This window comes from Streptomyces sp. NPDC013157 (assembly GCF_042899865.1).
Lineage (GTDB): Bacteria > Actinomycetota > Actinomycetes > Streptomycetales > Streptomycetaceae > Streptomyces.
In genome coordinates this window covers 13,178-26,546 of sequence record NZ_JBIBAK010000002.1, presented here as the reverse complement: position 1 = coordinate 26,546, position 13,369 = coordinate 13,178, and the positions used below count along the sequence as shown (strand labels likewise).

At 69.8% G+C, this 13,369-nt stretch carries 16 protein-coding genes; 7 read left to right on the top strand and 9 right to left on the bottom strand.

Features of this window, described 5'->3' with window-relative positions; all coding sequences use genetic code 11:
• Position 1: 1 nt before the first annotated feature.
• Positions 2 to 658 (bottom strand): hypothetical protein, encoded by a 657-nt coding sequence (locus ACFY6U_RS05515; RefSeq protein ID WP_390035234.1) that lies wholly within the window; start codon positions 656 to 658, stop codon positions 2 to 4.
• Positions 621 to 812 (bottom strand): hypothetical protein, encoded by a 192-nt coding sequence (locus tag ACFY6U_RS05510; RefSeq protein ID WP_390035233.1) that lies wholly within the window; start codon positions 810 to 812, stop codon positions 621 to 623. Before ACFY6U_RS05510 ends, ACFY6U_RS05515 begins: the two co-directional genes overlap by 38 nt.
• Before the next feature lie 399 nt (positions 813 to 1,211).
• Between ACFY6U_RS05510 and ACFY6U_RS05505 the strand changes: the two genes are divergently transcribed.
• The 3 genes from ACFY6U_RS05505 (at position 1,212) to lpdA (ending at position 3,501) form a co-directional block, all read left to right on the top strand.
• Positions 1,212 to 1,409 carry an alpha/beta fold hydrolase gene (locus tag ACFY6U_RS05505; protein ID WP_390035232.1) on the top strand — a complete coding sequence of 66 codons (198 nt, stop codon included), beginning with the start codon at positions 1,212 to 1,214 and terminating at the stop codon, positions 1,407 to 1,409.
• 26 nt (positions 1,410 to 1,435) lie between these two features.
• Complete coding sequence (locus ACFY6U_RS05500; protein WP_390035231.1) at positions 1,436 to 1,840, top strand: DUF4345 domain-containing protein; 405 nt, start codon at positions 1,436 to 1,438, stop codon at positions 1,838 to 1,840.
• 248 nt (positions 1,841 to 2,088) lie between these two features.
• Positions 2,089 to 3,501, top strand: coding sequence for a dihydrolipoyl dehydrogenase (gene lpdA / locus ACFY6U_RS05495; RefSeq protein WP_390035230.1), 1,413 nt, complete (start codon positions 2,089 to 2,091; stop codon positions 3,499 to 3,501).
• 179 nt (positions 3,502 to 3,680) lie between these two features.
• Here lpdA and ACFY6U_RS05490 read toward each other — a convergent pair whose 3' ends face one another.
• Together ACFY6U_RS05490 and ACFY6U_RS05485 are read right to left on the bottom strand one after the other, a co-directional pair.
• Positions 3,681 to 3,974 (bottom strand): zinc-binding dehydrogenase, encoded by a 294-nt coding sequence (locus ACFY6U_RS05490; RefSeq protein ID WP_390035229.1) that lies wholly within the window; start codon positions 3,972 to 3,974, stop codon positions 3,681 to 3,683.
• Positions 3,928 to 4,350: a zinc-binding dehydrogenase gene (locus ACFY6U_RS05485; RefSeq protein ID WP_390036504.1), complete on the bottom strand. Its 423-nt coding sequence runs from the start codon at positions 4,348 to 4,350 to the stop codon at positions 3,928 to 3,930. The genes ACFY6U_RS05490 and ACFY6U_RS05485 overlap by 47 nt, the downstream gene beginning before the upstream one ends.
• Before the next feature lie 276 nt (positions 4,351 to 4,626).
• On the opposite strand from ACFY6U_RS05485, the gene ACFY6U_RS05480 reads away from it, so the two are divergent.
• Positions 4,627 to 4,950 carry a hypothetical protein gene (locus ACFY6U_RS05480; protein ID WP_390036502.1) on the top strand — a complete coding sequence of 108 codons (324 nt, stop codon included), beginning with the start codon at positions 4,627 to 4,629 and terminating at the stop codon, positions 4,948 to 4,950.
• Positions 4,951 to 5,029: 79 nt separating this feature from the next.
• Here the strand turns inward: ACFY6U_RS05480 and ACFY6U_RS05475 are convergent, their stop codons facing one another.
• Positions 5,030 to 5,635 (bottom strand): TetR/AcrR family transcriptional regulator, encoded by a 606-nt coding sequence (locus ACFY6U_RS05475; protein ID WP_390035228.1) that lies wholly within the window; start codon positions 5,633 to 5,635, stop codon positions 5,030 to 5,032.
• Positions 5,636 to 6,116: 481 nt separating this feature from the next.
• Between ACFY6U_RS05475 and ACFY6U_RS05470 the strand changes: the two genes are divergently transcribed.
• A complete protein-coding gene (locus ACFY6U_RS05470; protein WP_390035227.1) occupies positions 6,117 to 6,968 on the top strand; it encodes an alpha/beta fold hydrolase in 852 nt (283 codons plus the stop codon).
• Between the two features lie 206 nt (positions 6,969 to 7,174).
• On the opposite strand, the gene ACFY6U_RS05465 is transcribed toward ACFY6U_RS05470, so the two are convergent.
• Both ACFY6U_RS05465 and ACFY6U_RS05460 read right to left on the bottom strand, forming a co-directional pair.
• Entirely contained in the window at positions 7,175 to 7,642 is a 468-nt protein-coding gene (locus ACFY6U_RS05465; protein WP_390035226.1) for a fibronectin type III-like domain-contianing protein, read from the bottom strand.
• 37 nt (positions 7,643 to 7,679) lie between these two features.
• Entirely contained in the window at positions 7,680 to 8,051 is a 372-nt protein-coding gene (locus tag ACFY6U_RS05460) for a hypothetical protein (protein WP_390035225.1), read from the bottom strand.
• A 648-nt stretch (positions 8,052 to 8,699) separates the two neighbouring features.
• On the opposite strand from ACFY6U_RS05460, the gene ACFY6U_RS05455 reads away from it, so the two are divergent.
• Positions 8,700 to 9,566, top strand: coding sequence for an alpha/beta fold hydrolase (locus tag ACFY6U_RS05455; RefSeq protein WP_390035224.1), 867 nt, complete (start codon positions 8,700 to 8,702; stop codon positions 9,564 to 9,566).
• A 347-nt stretch (positions 9,567 to 9,913) separates the two neighbouring features.
• On the opposite strand, the gene ACFY6U_RS05450 is transcribed toward ACFY6U_RS05455, so the two are convergent.
• Entirely contained in the window at positions 9,914 to 10,507 is a 594-nt protein-coding gene (locus tag ACFY6U_RS05450; RefSeq protein WP_390035223.1) for a TetR/AcrR family transcriptional regulator, read from the bottom strand.
• A 162-nt stretch (positions 10,508 to 10,669) separates the two neighbouring features.
• Here ACFY6U_RS05450 and ACFY6U_RS05445 point away from each other — a divergent pair, with 162 nt between their 5' ends.
• Positions 10,670 to 12,244 carry a long-chain fatty acid--CoA ligase gene (locus ACFY6U_RS05445; RefSeq protein ID WP_390035222.1) on the top strand — a complete coding sequence of 525 codons (1,575 nt, stop codon included), beginning with the start codon at positions 10,670 to 10,672 and terminating at the stop codon, positions 12,242 to 12,244.
• A gap of 156 nt (positions 12,245 to 12,400) precedes the next feature.
• On the opposite strand, the gene ACFY6U_RS05440 is transcribed toward ACFY6U_RS05445, so the two are convergent.
• The gene (locus ACFY6U_RS05440; protein WP_390035221.1) at positions 12,401 to 12,802 is read right to left on the bottom strand and encodes a hypothetical protein; all 402 of its coding nucleotides are present in this window, start codon (positions 12,800 to 12,802) and stop codon (positions 12,401 to 12,403) included.
• Positions 12,803 to 13,369: the final 567 nt, after the last annotated feature.

Here is a 13,369-nt window from a genome sequence, read left to right as displayed (position 1 = left end):
ATCACTGAGTCTGCGGACAGCCGTGCAGCAGCAGGCCCGGTGGCCCGGTGCCGGCCGTCCGGCCGGTGATCCAGATCGCGTCGATGTCCACCTCGATCGGTGCGAACCCTGCGAGCAGCTGTGCCATGTCGCCCACTCCCGCCTCGGTCGGGTGCGCAGCGGACGCGGCGTACCCCACGCTCCGCGATTTCACTGCTCTCACGCTGCGGTCGACGTCACGGTTTGCCCCTGTGTGCGACGCCATGACCGACCTGGCACCAGCCCGGGGCGGTGGTGGTGCCCACCGCCAGGCTCCGGCGCCGGGCGAAACGCGGACGCCCCTGCTCCGGTCGGCGCTCTGTCGCAGGTCTTCAGCGCCGAGCAGGGTGAGGGCGCTCTGGATGCCCTGTTCCAGGACGGCATCCGCGGGTTGCTGGTCCATAAGGGCACGGGAGAGTTGCAGCGTCCTGGCCATCAGTGCGTAGATGCTGAACGCCTGCTCGCGCGCCGGCCGCGGGTCGTGCGGCACCACTCGGGCGGCGTCGTCGATGGCGGTGAGCACCTTGTCGGTGTACGCGCGTCTGGTCGCGTCCGCGCAGCGGGCGATCTCGTCGAGCAGGGCGGCCGACGGGCAGCCGTGTTCAGGGCTGTCGCGGTGCCGTACCGAGAGATGAGGCACGCAGGATCTGCTCGACCACGGGATGGTCGGGCGGCGCCGCCCTCAGCGTCTCGCCCTGCTCGCGGAGCTGGCCGGCGACCGCGGAAGCGACCAGGTCGTCCTTGGAGCCGAAAGGGGGGTAGAACGCACCGTTGGTCAGTCCCGCATCCGCCATGAGCGCGGCGATCCCGAACCGTCGATGCCGTCGGCCTTGAACCGGCGGCCGGCTGCCTCGATGATCCGCCGCCGCGGTCGCCTGCTTGCGGTCTCGTCCGTATCGCACCTGCACATTCCTGCACTCGTCCGACCGGCGGCTGGCCGCCGCCTCCGAGCACATTGAACGTGCGATCATAATTTAATTTCTCCCAGCCCGTTGCCCCGCACGCCCTCCCGGCCTATGGTCGTACGATCGTAATGCAAATGCCCGGGGGGCCGACGATGACAGCGACACGGCCGGTGGCCCTCGTGACGGGTGCGTCCCCGGGGTCCCGCCCTGACAGGCCGTAGCCGGCACCTCACCGAGAGGGTCGCTGCCCAGCTCAAGGTGATTCTTCGCTGGGGAAATCAAGCACCGATGGACCTCTCCTTGATCCGGCGTCCCGTTCTGGTCGCGAACGGCGAGGACGACCGCATGCTTCCGACACGGGCATCGTTCGACTTCGCGCATCGCCTGCCGGACGCCTCACTTCGGGTCTGCCCCGATGCCGGCCATGGCGGCGTCTTCCCGCACCACGAGCAGTTCGTGCCGCATGTTCTGGAGCTTCTTCGATGAGCTCCCCCACCGGAGGTATCGGAAAGATGAGTCTGAAGAAGATGGTTCTTGGTTCCGCGGGCCTCGGGATCGCCGTGATCGGGTTGATCTATCTCTTGGCTCCCCACCTCCTGCTCGACATCTACGGGGTCGGCATCCAGTCGCCGTCGGAGGCGAACATTTTCAGGAGCGGTTCCGGGTCACTGTTCGTAGCCGTGGCGATCCTGTTCTGCCTGGGAGCCTCCGATCCGCGTTACACCAGGACTTCGCTCATCACGCTGTTCACCTTCATGAGCGGCCTGGCTGTGGGGCGCGTGGTCGGCATCGTGGCGGATGGGTGGCCCCATCCGCTGCTGATTGCCGTTCTTGTCGTCGAGGCTTCCTACGCCGGCGCTGCGGCCTATGTGTTGCGGGTGGAGGACTCCTCCCCGCAGCTGAGGGAGACCGCCTGACAGCCAACGCCCCCGTGCGGCAGGGCGCACTGCAACAGCTGGCCGGGCATAGATCACCGCTGCGTGGCGCTGAAGCTGCCGTCGGGAAGCCGCCGTTCGAGATGGTGGGCGATACGGTCGCCTCCACCGTTTCCCTGCTGCGGGAGGTGGCGGATGCCGCCGCCGGCGTGTTGATGAACAGATCGTTCGATCGGGAGTGCGTCCGCCCCTCGCGGGGGCGGGCCGTCCCAGCGGAAAGGAAGCCGTCCATGGACGAGCAGGGTGAGCGCTTCGACGTCGTCGTACTCGGCGCGGGCCCCGGCGGGTACGTAGCCGCCATCCGGGCCGCCCAACTGGGCAAGAGCGTCGCGGTCGTCGAGGAGAAGTACTGGGGCGGCGTCTGCCTGAACGTGGGCTGTATCCCCACCAAGGCCCTGCTGCGCAACGCCGAGCTCGCGCACATCTTCACGCGCGAGGCGAAGACCTTCGGCATCGAGGTCGAGGGTGAGGTCTCCTTCGACTACGGGGAGGCCTTCCGCCGCAGCCGGAAGGTCGCGGACGGCCGGGTCAGGGGCGTCCACTACCTGATGAAGAAGAACAAGATCACGGAGATCAGCGGTCGCGGCACGTTCCTCGACCCGCACACGCTCCACGTGGCCGACCACGACGGCAACACCCGCACCATCGGCTTCGATCACTGCATCATCGCCGCCGGGGCGAGCCCCAAACTGCTGCCCGGCACCCGCCGCACGTCGCGCGTGGTGACGTTCGAGGAGCAGATCCTCGCCGAGGACCTGCCGCAGTCGATCGTGATCGCCGGTGCCGGCGCGATCGGCGTCGAGTTCGCGTATGTCCTGCACAACTACGGTGTGCAGGTCACGATCGTGGAGTTCCTGGACCGGATCGCCCCGCTGGAGGACGTCGAGGTCTCCGCTGAACTCGCCAAGCAGTACCGGAAGTTGGGGATCCAGGTGCTGACCTCGACGCGTGTCGAGTCGATCGACGAGTCGGGCGCGCAGGTCCGGGTCACGGTCACCGGCAAGGACGGCGCGCAGCAGGTCCTGGAGGCGGACAAGGTGTTGCAGGCGATCGGCTTCGCGCCGAACGTCACCGGCTACGGCCTGGAGAACACCGGCGTGCGGGTCACCGAGCGCGGCGCGATCGATGTCGACGGCCGTTGCCGCACCTCGGTTCCGCACATCTACGCCATCGGCGACGTCACCGCGAAGCTGATGCTCGCGCATGCCGCCGAGGCGATGGGAGTGGTCGCCGCCGAGACGATCGCGGACGCGGAGACCATGGAGCTCGACTACGTGATGATCCCGCGGTCCACCTTCTGCCAGCCGCAGATCGCCAGCTTCGGCTACACCGAGGCGCAGGCGCGGGAGAAGGGCTTCGACGTCCAGGTCGCCAAGTTCCCGTTCACCGCGAACGCCAAGGCCCATGGCCTGGGCGGCGCGAGCGGGTTCGTGAAGCTGATCAGCGACGCCAAGTACGGCGAGCTCCTCGGCGGTCACCTCATCGGACCCGACGTCACCGAACTCCTGCCCGAGCTGACCCTGGCCCAGCAGTGGGACCTCACGGTCCACGAAGTCGCCCGCAACGTCCATGCCCACCCCACCCTCGGTGAAGCGGTCAAGGAAGCCGTCCACGGCCTGGCCGGCCACATGATCAACATGTAGGGGGATGCTCGCCGCAGCGGCAACAGGGCCCGTTGGGGCTCGGACGGCTTCGCGCCCTCGAGCTTCCGAGGGCCCTGATCCTTTGGTGCGGGGCGATCCGGGGCGGGGGTTCTCGGAGGCATTTGAGAAGCTCAGCGCCGAGATGTCCTTGGTTCAGGCGTCTACAAGAACGCGGGCCGTCAGTGTCGCCCCCGGCGTGACCACAAGCAGGTCGGTATCCGCGGCTTGCCCGGTTGGTGCGCTCTTGCAGCCGTTGCGGCACTCACGCGCCTCGATGCCTGGTGGCCGATGCCGCGGCCTGGCTCAGAACAGCAGTACGGGCGCCCCCGTACACCGCCCGCTTCGAAGAGCTGGTGCGCCTCTGCCGCCTGTTCGGGTGGAAACGCCGCCGCGACGCGGAGCGTGAGGGTGCCGGACTCGGCCTGGTCACGCAGTTCCGTCAGGGCTGCCGTGTCCCGGACGCGGCCGTTCACGAACAGGCCGTTCACGAAGAAGGGGAGCCAGCGCACACCACGGTCCGCGGCCCCGGTGAACCCCCTGCACGGTCACGATGCCTCCGCCGTCGCACACGCCTGCGGCCACCGCTGCGCTCATCACCCCGGCGTCGATGATCCCGTCCGCCCCCGCGGGGCGCAGTTCACGGACCCCTTCGGCGAATTGGTCCCCGCGCGGGAACACCTGATCGGGACCCAGGCCGGTGGCGAGGTCACGGTCCTTCTTTGCCGCGTCGGCGATCACCGTCAGCCCGGCGGCCTTGGCCAACTGCACCGCGTAACCGCCGACCGCACCGGCCGCGCCGGGCACCGCGACCGTCGCCCCGGGCGACAGTTCAAGAGCCTCCGGCGTCATCCGCGCGGTCAGCGCGTTCATCAGCAGGGTCGACGCCGCCGTCGGGTCGGCCCCCTTCGGCGCGCGGACCACCGAGTCCGCTTGTGCCACCACGTACTCGGCCTGCGCGCCCCGCGCCAGTTTCGGCTCCAGCAGGGCGATCACCTCGGCGCCGACCGCCAGTTCCGCGCGTACTCCCTCATCGACCTCATCGATCACTCCGGCCGCGTCCTCACCGACGGCCTCGTGCCGGTCACGATCGGGCCCGGCCGACTCCGCGAGGAACTCATCGCGACGATGACCCGCGCCACTTGGAGCCAGGCCGCTTCTCGAGTCGACCTGCTCTCGGCCTTGCACGACACGGCTCGCCAGGAGCCGGAACTGTGCGGCCTCGTTAGGCAGCGCTATGTCGGCTCCCTGCACCAGGCCGTCGAGGGCGTGCTGGCGCACGCGGTGGAGCGCGGCGATCTGCCCCCGCGCCAGGCCGATCCGTCAGTCCACGAAACCCGGACCCGCCGGCTGGTCCTCGCGGCAGACGGCGCCCGCGACGTCGTGCCTGGGCGTAGGGGGGAGGGGGCCGCGTGCAGGCTCCGGGTGTCGAGTGGACGCCTCTTCCCGTAGGGGTGTCGCGCCGCAGGTGAGGGGTTGGCGCGGCGTGGGCGGTGCGGCGCGCGCTCCGCAGTGTCTGTGTGTACGCCGGTCAGTGCGCCGTCCTGGTGTCCCCTTCGTGTTCGATGCCCAGGAGCGCGAGGGCGTTGTGGATGCCCTGATCGAGGACTTGGTCGGCGAGCTGCGGGTCGGCGAGGGCCCGCGAGAGCTGGAGTGTGCCGGCCATCATGGCGTAGGAGCTGAGTGCCATGGGGCGGACCGAGAGCGGGTCGCCCGGCGCCAGGCGGGCGGCGATGCCGTCGGCGACCGCCAGTACGCCCTCGGTGTAAGCCTGCTTGGTCGGGTGTGTGCAGCGCCCTATCTCGTCGAGCAGGGCGGCGGAGGGGCAGCCGACGTCACGGCTGTCACGGTGCCAGGGGGACAGGTACCAGCGCACGATCTGTTCGAGGCCGGCGCGGCCCGGTTGTGCGTGCGCGACGATGCTCGCGTTCTGGGCCTGCAGCTGGTCGGCGATCGTGGTGGCCACCAGGTCGTCCTTGGACGTGAAGTGGGTGTAGAAGGCGCCGTTGGTCAGCCCGGCGTCCTTCATGAGCGCCGTGATGCCCGAGCCGTCGATGCCGTCCTCCTTGAAGCGGCGGCCCGCCGTCTCGATGATCCTCCGCCTGGTGGCCTGCTTGTGCTCTTTCCTGTATCGCACCGCACACTCCTCTGCGCGCCGGGTGGGCCGCTCGCCCTCCGTCGGCTCCTCCAATGTATTGTATTGTGAACGTAATTCAATGACCCCGGATTCCGGTGCCCCCGCGGCCGGTGCGAGGCCGCCGCCCCCGGCCCCCGCCGCGCCGGACCGCTTGCGCCGCCGGCCCGCAGGCGGTTCCGCGGCCGGGCTGCGGGCTCCGCTCACCACGGGAACCCCCTTGCGTGCCCGAGTCGCCCCTGCTTAGTATTATGAGCGTAATTTAATTGCCCTGCGGCTCGGCGCGGCGGATTTCCGGGGTGATCGGAGCGAGCCGGTGACCGAGTGATCCGAGCAGGCCGCCGGCCTGATCCACAGCCCCTGGCTCGCCGCATGGGGCGCCGGCCGAGGGCAGCGACCCCGCAGACCCGGCATGTCTTGGTGTGCTGCGTGAGCAGACCCGCCGCGAGACATGACAGGCACCCGCCCACAAGAGAAGGACGTCATGAGCACCTATCTGGCAGACAAGGCCGAGAACCTCACCGTGGAGGGGCCCTCCGCGACCTTCACCTACCGGCGCATGGGTCCGCAGGGCGGGGTCCCGCTGGTCCTGCTGCAGCGTTTCCGGGCGACCATCGACTGGTGGGACCCGGAGTTCCTGGACTACCTGGCCTCCGGCCACGACGTGATCGTGTTCGACAACGTCGGCGTCGGCTACACCGCCGGCGAGCCGCGCGACTCCCTCGACGGATTCGCCGAGGGCGCCGCCGAGTTCATCGAGGCCCTCGGCCTCGCGCGGGCCGACGTGCTCGGCTGGTCCCTGGGGGGTTTTGTGGCCCAGCGCCTGGCCGCGCGTCGACCGGAGCTGGTACGCAAGATCATCGTGGCGGGCAGCGGCCCGACCGGCTGGGTGCCCGGTGCGCCGGAGGCGAGCGAGAAGGTCCTGGGCATCATGGCCAAGCCCGACGCCGACCAGGAGGACATGCTGTACCTGTTCTACCCGGAGACGGACGCGGCCCGCGCCTCAGGGCACGAGCACTTCGCCCACGTCGCGCCCCGGCTCGCCGCCGGTGGCCCCGCGGTCACCGAGACAGCGGCGCAGGGCATGCTCGCCGCGATCGGCCAGCTCCTGGCAGCCCCCTTCGACGAGGTACGGGCCGAACTGGAGTCCATCAAGCACCCCGTCCTGTACGCCAACGGCCTGCACGACGTGATGGTCCCCGCCCACGCGTCCTACGTCGCCGTCCAGCACCTGGCCGACGCCACCCTCCTCCTCTACGGCGACGCCGGCCACGCCTTCCTCTTCCAGCACGCCGATGCCTTCACCAGGCAGGTGGCCGACTTCCTCGCCGCCTGAAGACGCCGGCCGCGCCGCCGATCCCGAAACCTCGGGCGACGGCCGGTCAGCCGTCGTGCAAGGGCCGCCTCACAGCCGTGAGGCGGCCCTTGCACGGCTCCGGCCGTCATCACCGTCGAGCCCGGGCAGCCGGTGCGTACCGGCGACGTGACCTCGTAGCGCTCCCCGACACGACAGGCGGCACGTTACTGGTCGTCCGCCCGCCGTCACCCCGCGCCTGTCCTGCGGACAGGGGTCCGCGGGTCTGCTCCCGTCGCCGGCGGTGTCCGGCGACCTGGACTTTCGGCGGCACGCAATGTTGTCCCGGTGCCGGGTCTCGCGAAGAGACCGTGAAGCGTCCCGTCCCGCGCGCTCACAGTGAAACGCTCACACGCACCGGGCATCACCGCGTTGCCGGGCCCGTCCAGAGGATGCCGTAGCGCTCGCTCCGTGGTCGACGGTGAAGGCGGCGGCGCGGAGGTCCTCGATGCGTGAGCTGCTGCCGAGCAGGGGATCGAACTCACCCGGTCCGACGACGCGGCGTCCCGAGCGGCGACGACGGTGCAGTCACCGGCGAGAACGAGGATCATCACCTCGACCCGTTCGCCCGGCTCGACGCCGACCCGGGTGAAGGCCTTCACTTCGCGATCGGTCCACGTCACGCTCGTGACGCGGTCGCGGGCATACGCCTGCACAGTCTCCCGTGCCCGACGGCGGCCGTCCTGGTCAGCGTCACCGTGGCCCGCAGCGTCCCCGTGGAGGTGACAACGGATTCTGGATCGTCGGGTCCGAGTCGTGCGCCGCCGTGCAGCTGAGGCCCTCGCCGAAGGCGAACAGCGGATCCTGTGTCAGGTCGGCGCACCTGTAGCCGTGCTGCCCCCGGCCCTGGTGGGTAGTGGACCGGCAGCCGCCCGCTCGGCCCGGTGCGCCCGAGCAGGAGCTCGGCGACCGCCCGACCGCCTGCATCCCCCGGGTGAAGGCCTGGACGGTGGCGTCGGCGCCGAGTGCCCGGGCGGGCAGGGTCGAGGGCTTGCCCTGGACCAGGACGACGAAGGGCCGGTCGAGCTTCCAAAGGGCGTCGAGGAGTGCGATCTGACGTCCCATGAGCTTCAGCGTCGCCATGGAGCGGCCTTCCCCGGTCAGGCCGACGGTGTTGCCGACGAGCGCCGCAAGCGCTGCACCGGGTCCGCTGCGGGTGCAGGCGGGAGGTGCGCCGTACCGGTGGCGGGGGGTTCGGGGCTGAGGCGGGCGTCGCGTCGTGGTCCACGGTGTGCACTCCGGCCCAGTCCTCGTCCTGACATCCGGGGCGCAGCCAGGCGTCGTCCTCACGCCGGGCATCGAAGTCCGGAAACCGTCGTACAGATCGTCGGCTGTCCCCGGTCCGGGGCCGGACGGCCACGACTTGCCGGTCACGACCGGCCTCTCGTGGCCGCCGGCGCAGGTGAGCCGCTCCTGCCCTGGTGGTTCGCTGTGCTGGTGCACCCCCGACGCCCGGGGAACCCGTGATTCCGCCGCTGTGCATTCCGTTCGGCCTGGCCACTTGCACCCTGATAGAATTATGGTCATACTTCAATGGTCGACGGGTTGTTCAGGGACCTGATCCAAGGGGTTTCCCGCTTCCTGGGCCTCCTCTGACCGCCGACCCCGGGCTGCAGCCGCAGCCGGGAGACCCGGGAACCGCTCTGCGCCCACCTGCGAGGAAGCAGAGGCCGGCGCACGGCGGCGGTAATCCTCACATCGAAGGGCACGACCGTGAACGCACGCGATATACGAGGCGACGTGGTGACGTCGTACAAGAACGCGCAGACCCGCACCGTCACCGCCGACGGAGTGACCTTCGCCTACCGCGACCTCGGCCCCCGGACCGGCATGCCGGTCATCTTCATCACCCACCTCGCCGCGGTCCTGGACAACTGGGACCCCCGGGTCGTCGACGGCATCGCTGCCAAGCACCGGGTGATCACGTTCGACAACAGGGGCGTGGGCGCCTCCACCGGCGTGACGCCGAAGACCATCGAGGAGATGGCCAAGGACGCCGTCACCTTCATCCGCGCGCTGGGCTTCGAGCAGGTCGACGTCCTCAGCTTCTCGATGGGCGCCATGATCGCCCAGGTGATCGCCGAGACCGATCCGCAGCTCATCCGCAGGCTGATCCTCGCGGGCACCGGTCCGGCCGGCGGCGAGGGCATCAAGAACGTGACCCGGATCTCCCACTACGACACCCTCCGGGCGCTGCTCACCCTTCAGGACCCGAAGCAGTTCCTCTTCTTCACCCGCACCGCGAACGGGCGCCGGGCCGGCAGGCAGTTCCTGGCCCGCCTGAAGGAACGCACCGAGGACCGGGACAAGGCGATCCGCCTCACCTCCTACTTCTCCCAGCTCAAGGCCATCCACCGCTGGGGGCTGGCAAGGCCGCAGGATCTCTCCCGCATCCAGCAGCCCGTGCTCGTCGCCAACGGCGACAACGACAGGATGGTTCCGACGCCGAACTCGTACGACATGGCCAGGCGACTGCCGAACTCCGAGCTGGTGATCTACCCCGACGGCGGACACGGCGGCATCTTCCAGTACCACGAGCAGTTCGTGCCGACGGCTCTCGAGTTCTTCGGCCGGCCGTAGGGCCGCGGTGCGGTGTGCGTACGGGGCCAAGGGCGCTGACGAGAGCCGTGACGCCCGCCGGGCGTCACGGCTCTCGTCACGTGTTCGACGTAACTGACCTGCTCGCCTCTCGGCCCTGCGGCGCCGAGGCGGTTGTCGTGCAGGACGGCGATGCGGAGACCGGCCGGCGTCCCGTCCGGGCGCCAGGACCCAGGCCCAGGACCTGCACTGCCGCTACGGCGTATGTCGAACGGGCGCAGAGTCAGCCGCCGTACGAGCGCAGGACCCCCGCGCCGGCCGCTCCCGAGATCGCAGTTGCCCCGGGGGCCACCCGCTCACGCGGCACCGGCGTCCCGGCCCGTGCCAGGTCATCCAGCCGGTGCTGACGTGCATCGCGCGATGGCGAGGGCGTTCTCGATTCCCTGCTCGAGGACCTCGTCGGAGAGCTTTCGGTCGGAGAGCGCGCGGGACAGCTGCAGCGTTCCCACCGCCAGGGTGAAGAGCCCGACGGCCTGACCGCGGGCGGACTGCGGATCCTCGGGTGCCAGGCGGGCGGCGAACTCGTCCACGATGGCTTTGGCACCGTGGGTGTAGGCGTCCTTGGTGGCGTCACCGCAGCGGCCGATCTCGTCCAGCAGGGCGGCGTTCGGACAACCGTTGCCGGGGTTGTCCCGGTGCTCGGGCGACAGATACGAGCGGATGAGATCCTCAAGGCCCTCGCGGCCGGGCCGCAGTGTGCCGAACTGCTCCACCTGCGCGCGCAGCTGCTCGGCGACGACGTGAGCGACGAGGTCGTCCTTGGACTCGAAGTGGGCGTAGAAGGCCCCGTTGGTGAGTCCGGCGTCCGACATCAGCGTGGAGATGCCGGAGCCGTCGATGCCGTCCTGCTTGAACCGGTGGCCGGCCCGCTCGATGATCCGCTGCCGCGTCACCTGCTTGTGTTCCTTGGTGTAACGCGCCACAGGGTTCCTCCCCGACGTTGCCGGACCATTGCCTTGTATCTCATCCTAATCTATGGTCTGACGCACGTAATATTACGGTCGGCAGGTGATTGTTGGCCGAGCTGTCGCCCAGCAGACGGCAGGCCCGGCTCGACCGCCCCCACCCGCAGAACCAGGAGAGCAATGATGCTCAGCCCGAGCCGCAACGTGTCACGACTGCTGACGGACACCGCGTCCCGACACCCCGAGCGCACCGCGATCGTCTTCGGTGACGACCACATCACGTACGCCGCCCTCGACGCCGCCGCCAACCGTGTCGCGAACCTGCTCGTCTCGCGCGGGATCCAGCCGGGCGACAAGGTCGCACTGTCCTGCCCCAACCTCCCGCACTTCTCCGCCGTCTACTTCGGCATCCTCAAAGCCGGCGCCGCTGTCGTGCCGCTGAACGTGCTGCTCAAGGCCCGCGAGGTCGCCTACCACCTCGCCGACTCGAACGCGAAGGCGTACTTCGCGTTCGAGGGCACGCCGGAACTGCCGATCGGGCAGGCCGCGTGGGAGGGGTTCCGGGCGACCGAGGGCTGCACCGAGTTCTTCCCGATCGAGAGCGGCGGCGCGGCCCCGGCCGGGGGCGGGAGCCGGACACCGGAGTCCTACCAGGCGGTCGTCGCCGAGCAGCCCGTGACGTTCCGGACACTCGAGCGCGACGAGGACGACACCGCGGTGGTCCTCTACACCTCCGGCACGACCGGCCATCCCAAGGGCGCGGAGCTGCGCCACCGCAACGTGTACGACAACGCGCTCGTCGGCCGCGACCTGTTCGCCGCGGATCCCGGGCGCCCCGACACCTACTTGTGTGCGCTGCCGCTGTTCCACGCCTTCGGCCAGACCGTCGTGCAGAACGGCGCCTTCGCGTTCGGCGGCACGATCGTGATGCAGCCGAGGTTCGAGGCGCAGGCGGCCCTGCGCCTCATGCTCGACCACGACGTGACGTTTTTCGCCGGGGTCCCGACCATGTACTGGGGTCTGCTCGCGGCGCTCGACGAGAGGGTCGACGTCGCCCGCCTGGCGGCGAACCTTCGTGTGGCCGCGGCCGGCGGCGCGGCGCTGCCCGCCGAGATCCACAAGCAGTTCAAGGACCGCTTCGGCGTCACGATCCTCGAAGGCTACGGACTGTCCGAGACCTCGCCGGTCGCGTCCTTCTCCCGTTTCGGCGAGGAGCCCCGCGTCGGTTCGATCGGTGTGCCCATTCCGGGCGTGGAGATGAAACTCATCCGCGATGACTGGTCGGATGCCGAGGGAGGCCCCGAGGAGATCGGGGAGATCGCGATCAGGGGGCACAACGTCATGAAGGGCTACTACAAGCGGCCCGGCTCGACGGCCGAGGCGGTCAAAGAGGGCTGGTTCCGCTCCGGCGACCTCGCCCGCAGGGACGAGGACGGCTTCTACTACATCGTCGACCGGTCCAAGGACATGATCATCCGGGGTGGCTTCAACGTCTATCCGCGTGAGATCGAGGAGGTCCTCATGGAGCACCCCTCGGTCTCCCTGGTCGCCGTGATCGGCGTACCGCACGAGTCCCACGGCGAGGAGATCAAGGCCGTCGTGGTGAAGGAGGCAGGCAGCGGCACGACCGAGGACGAGCTCGTGGCCTGGGCGAAGGAACGGCTCGCCGGGTACAAGTACCCGCGCGTCATCCAGTTCGTCGACGAACTGCCCCTGACCTCCACCGGCAAGATCCTCAAGCGCCACCTTTCCTGAGCAGGCTGGCTCGGCCAGGGCGGCCGAGCCGGGTGGCAGAACCAGGCGGCCGAACCCGGGGCGTGTCCGGATGCGATGGCATCGCGCACGGACCCAGCTCGGGGAGATCACCCGGTATCCGGTGCAGCGCTCACGCGGCTGCGTGGGCCTGTGGCGTCAGAGCATCGCGTTGTCGTTGGCGGAGGCCTCCGGCACGTTCCGTCCGGCGCGCCAGTGCTCGACGGTCTTCTGGTCCCGCACCCGGAAGAGGCCGACGACCGCCCGCCCGCGAGTGTCCGGCGCCGCGGTGCAGTGGCTGTGGTGCTCCGAGCCCACGTACGCATCGACGGCGGTCAGGTCTTTGCGGAACGGCAGCTGGTCGACGTAGGCGGTGACCAGCTGCTTGTTGTACGAGGTGAGCCACCGTTGTCCCGGCGACGAGGTCTGCGGATGGCTGAGCGTGGCGAACACGACTTCGCTGTCGGTGGCGGTCGGCACCTCCTGGAGGACGTCCTCGTGCTCGGCGATCCTCCCGTCCTGGAAGTGCCAAGATCCCGAAGACGGTGAGGCTGCCGACATGGCCGGCCTCGTCGAAGGGCTCGGCTTCGAGGAGGCCGCGGTGGTGGGTCACGACCGAGGCGCCCGCGTGGCACACAGGCGCAGTACATCGAGCACCCGCTTCCCGACGCCACCGCAGCCGGAACGGCCACCGCCCCCCAGCGGTACAGCCCTGGTGTCCGCACGACCGCCGCTGAGCACTCCTTGAGGTGCCCTGTGGGGCCGTCGTCCGGCTGCGGCGCCGTTGCGGCTGGTCGCGCCCAAGCGGCGGAACCGCATATGTCACAGCCCCGCGCCCCTTGAAGGCGTTGGCGAACCGTAGTCGACTTCGCCCAGCCTGCTTAGCGGCCTGACCGCCCGTCGAGCTTGCCGAGGATCGCGTGCACCACGCGATCCCGTGCCAGACGCCCGTCGATCACCGCGTTGATCACTCCTCGCAGCACGGACAGCGGGGCCCAGAGGGCCGGCCGGACCAGGGGGGGGTGAACGGTGTTCGATGGCCTGCACGACGGCTTCGGCGGCCTGGTCCGGCTGCAGGCGCTTGAGCAGCGGCCGCGGCGAGGTCCTGGCCAGCATCTCAGTGATCGC

Excerpts from the sequence above, each read along its gene's own strand:
- ACFY6U_RS05445 (WP_390035222.1), top strand. The coding sequence starts at position 10,670 with ATGATGCTCAGCCCGAGCCGCAACGTGTCACGACTGCTGACGGACACC.
- ACFY6U_RS05470 (WP_390035227.1), top strand. The coding sequence starts at position 6,117 with ATGAGCACCTATCTGGCAGACAAGGCCGAGAACCTCACCGTGGAGGGG.
- ACFY6U_RS05485 (WP_390036504.1), bottom strand. The coding sequence starts at position 4,350 with ATGACGCCGGAGGCTCTTGAACTGTCGCCCGGGGCGACGGTCGCGGTG.
- ACFY6U_RS05440 (WP_390035221.1), bottom strand. The coding sequence starts at position 12,802 with ATGTCGGCAGCCTCACCGTCTTCGGGATCTTGGCACTTCCAGGACGGG.
- ACFY6U_RS05505 (WP_390035232.1), top strand. The coding sequence starts at position 1,212 with ATGGACCTCTCCTTGATCCGGCGTCCCGTTCTGGTCGCGAACGGCGAG.
- ACFY6U_RS05480 (WP_390036502.1), top strand. The coding sequence starts at position 4,627 with ATGACCCGCGCCACTTGGAGCCAGGCCGCTTCTCGAGTCGACCTGCTC.
- lpdA (WP_390035230.1), top strand. The coding sequence starts at position 2,089 with ATGGACGAGCAGGGTGAGCGCTTCGACGTCGTCGTACTCGGCGCGGGC.
- ACFY6U_RS05500 (WP_390035231.1), top strand. The coding sequence starts at position 1,436 with ATGAGTCTGAAGAAGATGGTTCTTGGTTCCGCGGGCCTCGGGATCGCC.
- ACFY6U_RS05510 (WP_390035233.1), bottom strand. The coding sequence starts at position 812 with ATGGCGGATGCGGGACTGACCAACGGTGCGTTCTACCCCCCTTTCGGC.
- ACFY6U_RS05460 (WP_390035225.1), bottom strand. The coding sequence starts at position 8,051 with ATGGGACGTCAGATCGCACTCCTCGACGCCCTTTGGAAGCTCGACCGG.